This window comes from Geothrix campi, from assembly GCF_024609265.1.
Classification (GTDB): Bacteria; Acidobacteriota; Holophagae; order Holophagales; family Holophagaceae; genus Geothrix; species Geothrix campi.
Genome location: NZ_JANHMP010000007.1, coordinates 1 through 6,595 on the forward strand (window position 1 = coordinate 1; position 6,595 = coordinate 6,595).

The window sequence follows — 6,595 nt, forward strand, 5'->3', positions numbered from 1 at the left end:
TTCTCGGCGTTTGAGAAAATAGGGCTGGGGCCGCGAGACCTGTAAGAAGGAACCAAACCAGGATTGATCTCAAATCGACTCCTTCTACCTGGGGCCGCGGGTGAGCGTCTAACGAATGAAGCTAACCAGCCACGCCTGCACCGAGGCGCTGAACGAAGCCGAGAAAGCGGGAAGCTGAGAGAGAGCGGAAGGCAATGCAGGCGGGGTCCGAGTTGAGCGGAGGGTTAGGCGTTCCGGTAATGAACCACTGATTTCGATCATCTACGGTTTTCACGGAGAATCGTACTACTCTGGAAGGCTGAGGCCGAAAAAGATGGCAACTCGCGACACAGAAAGTACGCAGTGTGTCTGCGGAGTTGGAATTCTCCGAAGCCTTCGCTGTCTAACAGAATTGACATTGCCTGAGATGGTGATGAGGAGCCAGTTTGCATATAGATTACGTACGTAGGATTGACTTTCCTCTTTGGAACCATCTTTGATTTGCGGAGCAGTTCCAATAGTTGTGGAAGGTCATCATTGATGTTTTTCAGGGTGTTCCCGACCTTCATTTGGGCAAAATATGGATGACCGAACTTGTTCGCCGCTAAGTATTCATACCCGTTTGGGAATGACGTCGGAGATTGGCAGGCCGACATGGTCGCCATCAGTGTGGGCACTATCAATTCCCTGAATCTCATGGGGAACGCCTAACGAATGGAGCTAACCGTACCCGCCTGCACCGAGGCACTGAGCGAAGCCGAGAAAGCGGGGAGATGAGAGAGAACGGGAGACAATACAGGCGGGGTCCGAGTTGAGCTGAGGGTTAGGCCGATCATTGGGTCGGGTATGTGATTCAGACATAAATGGATAAAAATGGACCTATACCCAATTGAAATATCGAAGAAATGCATAAATTCCTGAAGTGACAAAGAAAAGACCAAAAAGAATAAAACCAATGCCCACAGAAATGGCTTCCTTTCCGGAAACGGTATTGTAGGGACCACCCTTGGGACCGATTTTGGTTTCACGACGAACAACGACCCTGACGCCCACGAAGGCAAGGTAGAGCCCCATTGCAGCGCCGAGCAACGGAAAGACGGGATCGGACCCGCTGTGGAGTGGACTACCGAGCATCGAGAGGCCTAACGAATGAAGCTAACCAGCCCCGCCTGCACCGAGGCGCTGAACGGAGCCGAGGAAGCGAGAAGCTGAGAGAGAACGGAAGGCAATGCAGGCGGGGTCCGAGTTGAGCGGAGGGTTAGGCCGATGAGCCATCTTGGGAGATTTCGTAAGCCTCGTAGTGTTCTCGCCCCTCTTTTGGGCGAACAGAAAACCATTGCATGCCCTCAGGAAGTGGAATTTTGGTGGGCGGACCATTTTCTGGTGCGGGTTTTGAGGTGACCGTTGGATCACTATAGTAGGACGACACGAATTCAGTTCGGACATATGAATGCAGGTAGTAGTCGAATTCAGAGCGATCGAATTCTATGCCGAAGGCCTGGCCGAAGTGACCCAATGCGAATTCACCCAATTCCTTCGGAACCGAGAGATCTGAATCTTTTTGGCACTGGCAAATTTTGAGAAGCTGCTCAGTGTCAAAATGACTCACATCAATGGAAGCATCAGAAAAATCCTCGCCCTTGGGGTAGCGTTTGAGGAGCCGCACTATTCGAGGATCGTTCTTCATGTGAGCGGCCTAACGAATGAAGCTAACCGGCCCCGCCTGCGCCGAGGCAACGAACGGAGCCGAGGAAGCGGGAAGCTGAGAGAGAACGGAAGGCAATGCAGGCGGGGTCCGAGTTGAGCGGAGGGTTAGGCTGATGGTCGCTTAGCCTCGGATTGGGCTCTGAGGATGATGTTATAGGTCTGACGGGCATTTTCAGCGAGTTCGAACACTTGAGGTGCTTGGCGATTGAACGGCCAGCCTGAACTCCCGGACCACCACTGGGAGGCAGTCGCGCTGAACGCGATTGTTCCTCCACCATTATTGCTTTCTACAAAAAATAACTCTGGGATATTAGCCAACCCAATGCTTGTTGTTTTCAGATTGAACAACCCTGAAATGATAAGTATCCGATTGCTAGTGACTGCATATTGGGCCTTTGAACGCATCAAGCTGTCTGCGAAAAATCGACCTATCACCATATAGATTCCAATGAGCACGAATGGGATTCCCCAGAGTTTGAAGAAAATCGGCCCACCATCTTTCACGACACTGTATTCCCAAAATAAGGCGAACCCACACCATGCCAAGCTGAATGGGATCTGCAGAGCATCAGAGCTACGCAGATACACACCTTGCCTTGGTCGCCCTGCCCAGAGGAGCGACTCGCCAGTTTGGAGTTCGCGATTGACGTGCATCATTGCTTCGTACTGATCCATTTGAACTCCGAAGCCTAACGAAGGAAGCTAAGCGGCCCAACCTGCAACCGACAGCTAAACAGAGACGAGAAAGACGGAACACGAGAGATGAAAGTAGGCCGTGCAGGTTGGGTCCGACTTGAGCTAGGGGTTAGGCGCTAGGACGCTTTACTTTTAAAGAAATTCCACAGTTCATGCACCTTGAAGTATAGGGATTGCAAATAAACCAAAGACGGAAAAACCCTTTGCCACACGATGGACATTTTGCTCGGTAGACAATTATCTGAGCCATGAAGAGACCAATGATGTAGGCGATAGCGAACAGACCTAAAAATACATTAAGGCCCGTCTTGACCATTAGCACCATTGCAAGGAATCCGCCGAGGACACCAGCCCAAAGAATTCGCCGGTCACGACGGATCTTCCGTAAACCGATGATGGTCTCGGAGGAAATGGTCGTGGAAGGTTCCAGGTCGAACACGATGGCGCCTAACGAAAGCAGCTAACCGGACCCGCCGCGGCTGAAAGGCTTGGTGGAGCGGTTAGACGGGATTGCCAGGGAGGTAGGACCGCGCCGCTTGCGGCGGGGTCCGAGTTGAGCGGAGGGTTAGGCGTGTGACGAGAAGATGAAATGCTTGATTAAATAGATTATTGCCGGAAGCCAAAGGAAGATGGAGATGAGGCAAAAGCCCAAACCCGCATAAATAGCTTCAGTTCCACGATGAGTTACTAGTGGTTCGCCTCTGCTAGGTCTTAGCCGGATCTCTCGTTTGATAATTGCCTTCATACCGACTACGAACAAAGTAATTCCAGCCGCGCAACCGAGTAGCGCAAATCCAGGTGTAGGTGGGCTGGTGCTTGGAGTGTAGAGCATGACGCCTAACGAAAGCAGCTAACCGGCCCCGCCTGCGGAAGGGTGCCGAACGAAGCTAATGTTGACGGAACACGAGAGATGAAACCAGGCAATGCAGGCGGGGTCCGAGTTGAGCGGAGGGTTAGGCGGACTGGGTGCAGGCGTTCAACAATTTTCCATCATTTTGGCCGCATTGATTCGTTCAAGTTTTCGAACAGGTTGACCGGGATAGAGGGCAGATGCAAAGTCACCGAATTTTCTGGCTGCACATTCGATTTTTTTCATTGAAGAGTCGACTTGTTCATAGAGGCCATCCGTTAGGTTTTTCAACTGTATATTTAGATGTGGCCTAATCGAGCCGTGATTCTCATCGACTTGGATGGTGGTTCTCTGCATCTCAAGGTGTACTTGATTTCGCAGATTGAGGGTTTCCAGGGTGGATTTCACCCAGGACTGGGCGTGGAGCAGGTAAACCAAGAGATCGTTTCCATTTGGTGAATTGACCACGCGGACAAGATCGGTTGGGTTGATCGACGCGTAATCGAATGCGTTTGGGAACGGTTTAAGTAGAATGTGCCGATCTTGAAGCTCCTTGTCCGGGGCAATATGTTCTTGAATGTTTATCAGAACTGTATACATGGTGCTGAGTGAAAGCATGATCCTCAGGCAGTCTGCATATCGGGATTCATCTTCCCGCTTCTCTTCCGATTTTCTCTGGATCCGGAAGGAGAGTAGAGCACCGAGGAGAACGCAGAAAAAGGGAATGACCCCGTTGAAGATGATGTCCTTCAGGTAGGGCTTGATGAACGACAGGACACACATGATTCACCTTCAGATGGGTAGGCTGCCTAACGAATGAAGCTAACCGGCCCCGCCTGCACCGAGGCGCTGAACGGAGCCGAGGAAGCGGGATGCTGAGAGAGAGCGGAAGGCAATGCAGGCGGGGTCCGAGTTGAGCTAAGGGTTAGGCCGACGGTGATTGCGGATTAGGGCAGGACTTACTAGAGGAGCGTTCGGCAATTCCACGCAATACGCTGACAACGAGGAAAGCCAGCAGCGCAACGATTGAAGTGTACTTAAGCAATCTTGGAGTGACCTCTACCAGGGTGAAACCGGAAGAACAGAGCATGACTCCACCGCTGAGGCCAGCAAGGTAGGCGAGCACGGTTTGGAGTTTGGGTTTCCACATGTCGATCACCTTGATTGGCTGGGCGTTGTTTGGAGGCCTAACGAAAGAAGCTAACCGGCCCCGCCTGCACCGAGACGCTGAACGGAGCCGAGGAAGCGAGAGGTTGAGAGAGAGCGGGGGACAATGCAGGCGGGGTCCGAGTTGAGCGGAGGGTTAGGCGCAGGATAGGATGAATGTTGATATAAAAACATGGAAATACGATTATTTTTTGTGATGATTATTTTGTTCTTGTGACCGAGTATATTGCCATTAATATAACCTCTAGATGTCATAAAGGTATATTCTGCAAGACAATCTGTGCCATAATAGTTATGTTTAATTGAAATCGACGAATTAATCCACCATCTGTCCTCAGGCTTAACCCACCATCTATCTTCTGTCCATACATAAAGTGGATGATTGGCGCTTGATCTATTTTCATATACTCCTGGTTGTTCTGGTAAAACAATTTGTGAATTAATTCTTAATTCATTAAGCGTGAGGTGTTCATCCCAAAACACAATGTGGCATTTACCATTGAAGTCTGTTTTGTATTTTAACTGTTTCTGTGAATGCCACATTGGAGATATCCATGGAATTGGGATCAAATATCTAAAACCTGATTCGGTAAAAAATAATTCGGCGTTAGGCACGGCACAGCCGTCTTGATCTACAACTGATAAATCAATAGTTGATTTTTCAAAATGAAGATAAGGCTTGATGGCACCTGGGTATATTATGCAAATAATAATCACAGTAGCTATGAAGGCTAAGAATTTTTTAGGGGTCATCGCTGAAGCGCCTAACGAATCAGGCTAACCGGCACCGCCTGCGCCGAGGCGTTAAGCGAAGCCGAGATAGCAAAATGTTGAGAGAGAGCGGAAGACAATGCAGGCGGGGTCCGAGTTGAGCCAACGGTTAGGCCGAAGACCTATTATTTCGGACTTTCTGAATGATGGTGAGGGCCAAGGCAGAAATAGCTGAGAGCAAGAAACCGATGGCGCCGATCTTGGAAAGTGTGAGCCCTTCAGTGGAACCTACAAAGGCTTCTATGTTGTTGGGGAGGGAAATACGGCCATTGGTAGACGGAAAATGCTGATCCAGAGAACCGAGCAGAATTCCGGCCAAGAGGCATGCAAACGATGCCATCGCTGAGTAAAGGAAAAATCTGGTGGCCGTCTTCATGTGAGGCCTAACTAATGAAGCTAACCAGCCACGCCTGCACCGAGGCGATGAGCGGAGCCGAGGAAGCGAGTAGCTGAGAGAGAGCGGAAGGCAATGCAGGCGGGGTCCGAGTTGAGCGGAGGGTTAGGTTGCGCGGATCTTGAAGGGGCGGAATTGCGCTTTGAACTTGGTGAGATAGAAAATTGCCAAACAGTTCATGGCGCCTATGAGCAATACACCACCCAACAATACCCAGACTGGTGGAGGGGTGCTGCCAAACGCATGGTCCATTTCTGCGTAAGGGCTGAGGGCACCGAGAGGAATTAAGAAGAAGAGGGCCCATTGCACAATGAGCGCAGTCAGACGAGCAGCCCTGTACATCAGCCACAAACCCACCACCAGCGGTAACCAGAACCCAAAGGCAAGCACTCCATATAGCCAATGGGCCGATGCAACCCGAAGATCACCCGCGAAGTTCACCAGATAAAACAGGCAGAGGCCAACGATGGCCCAGCGCAGGCCCACCTGAATGGTGTTGGGAAGGAAGGGCATCAGCAACCTAACGAATGAAGCTAACCGGCCCTGCCTGCGCCGAGGCGCTGAGCGGAGCCGAGGAAGCAGGGAGTTGAGAGAGAGCGGAAGGCAATGCAGGCGGGGTCCGAGTTGAGCTAAGGGTTAGGCCGATCGCTGGAAACAGTTTTGGGATGGCGCTGAACCAAAGGAAAAAGACACTCACAGCGATACAAAACCAGCCAAGCAATTTGCGTTTTCCAATCGCCCATCGAAAGTATGTTGGGTTCCAGGCCCAGTGAGGACGATCGTATATTCTTGGAAACAACACTAGGCTCAGGCCATGAGCAAAGATTCCGACATCGAACAGGATCTCCATTGCTATGAACCAAGCTGGTGTGGCTGAAATGGCGATCTGTGGGTTCATGGGAGTAGAGGCCTAACGATCGGAGCTAACCGGACCCCGCCTGCACCGAGGCGCTGAGCGGAGCCGAGGAAGCGAGTGGATGAGAGAGAGCGAAAGGCAATGCAGGCGGGGTCCGAGTTGAGCGACCGGTTAG

The 6,595-nt window shown here is 51.2% G+C and carries 5 protein-coding genes; all 5 read right to left on the minus strand.

What is annotated here, in order from left to right:
* Positions 1-1,237 precede the first annotated feature (1,237 nt).
* The 5 genes from NOV65_RS15270 to NOV65_RS15290 all read right to left on the minus strand — a co-directional run bounded on the left by NOV65_RS15270 (position 1,238) and on the right by NOV65_RS15290 (position 6,077).
* Entirely contained in the window at positions 1,238-1,666 is a 429-nt protein-coding gene (locus NOV65_RS15270) for a hypothetical protein (protein ID WP_243304901.1), read from the minus strand.
* 125 nt (positions 1,667-1,791) lie between these two features.
* The gene (locus tag NOV65_RS15275; RefSeq protein ID WP_257307585.1) at positions 1,792-2,361 is read right to left on the minus strand and encodes a uroporphyrinogen-III synthase; all 570 of its coding nucleotides are present in this window, start codon (positions 2,359-2,361) and stop codon (positions 1,792-1,794) included.
* Positions 2,362-3,358: 997 nt separating this feature from the next.
* Complete coding sequence (locus NOV65_RS15280) at positions 3,359-4,015, minus strand: hypothetical protein (RefSeq protein WP_257307587.1); 657 nt, start codon at positions 4,013-4,015, stop codon at positions 3,359-3,361.
* Positions 4,016-4,432: 417 nt separating this feature from the next.
* Positions 4,433-5,152: a hypothetical protein gene (locus NOV65_RS15285; protein ID WP_257307588.1), complete on the minus strand. Its 720-nt coding sequence runs from the start codon at positions 5,150-5,152 to the stop codon at positions 4,433-4,435.
* 517 nt (positions 5,153-5,669) lie between these two features.
* Positions 5,670-6,077, minus strand: a complete 408-nt coding sequence (locus tag NOV65_RS15290; RefSeq protein ID WP_257307591.1) for a hypothetical protein — start codon at positions 6,075-6,077, stop codon at positions 5,670-5,672.
* Between the last annotated feature and the right edge of the window lie 518 nt (positions 6,078-6,595).

Coding starts and splice junctions, on each gene's coding strand:
- NOV65_RS15270 (WP_243304901.1), bottom strand. CDS start 1,666: ATGAAGAACGATCCTCGAATAGTGCGGCTCCTCAAACGCTACCCCAAG.
- NOV65_RS15275 (WP_257307585.1), bottom strand. CDS start 2,361: ATGGATCAGTACGAAGCAATGATGCACGTCAATCGCGAACTCCAAACT.
- NOV65_RS15280 (WP_257307587.1), bottom strand. CDS start 4,015: ATGTGTGTCCTGTCGTTCATCAAGCCCTACCTGAAGGACATCATCTTC.
- NOV65_RS15285 (WP_257307588.1), bottom strand. CDS start 5,152: ATGACCCCTAAAAAATTCTTAGCCTTCATAGCTACTGTGATTATTATT.
- NOV65_RS15290 (WP_257307591.1), bottom strand. CDS start 6,077: ATGCCCTTCCTTCCCAACACCATTCAGGTGGGCCTGCGCTGGGCCATC.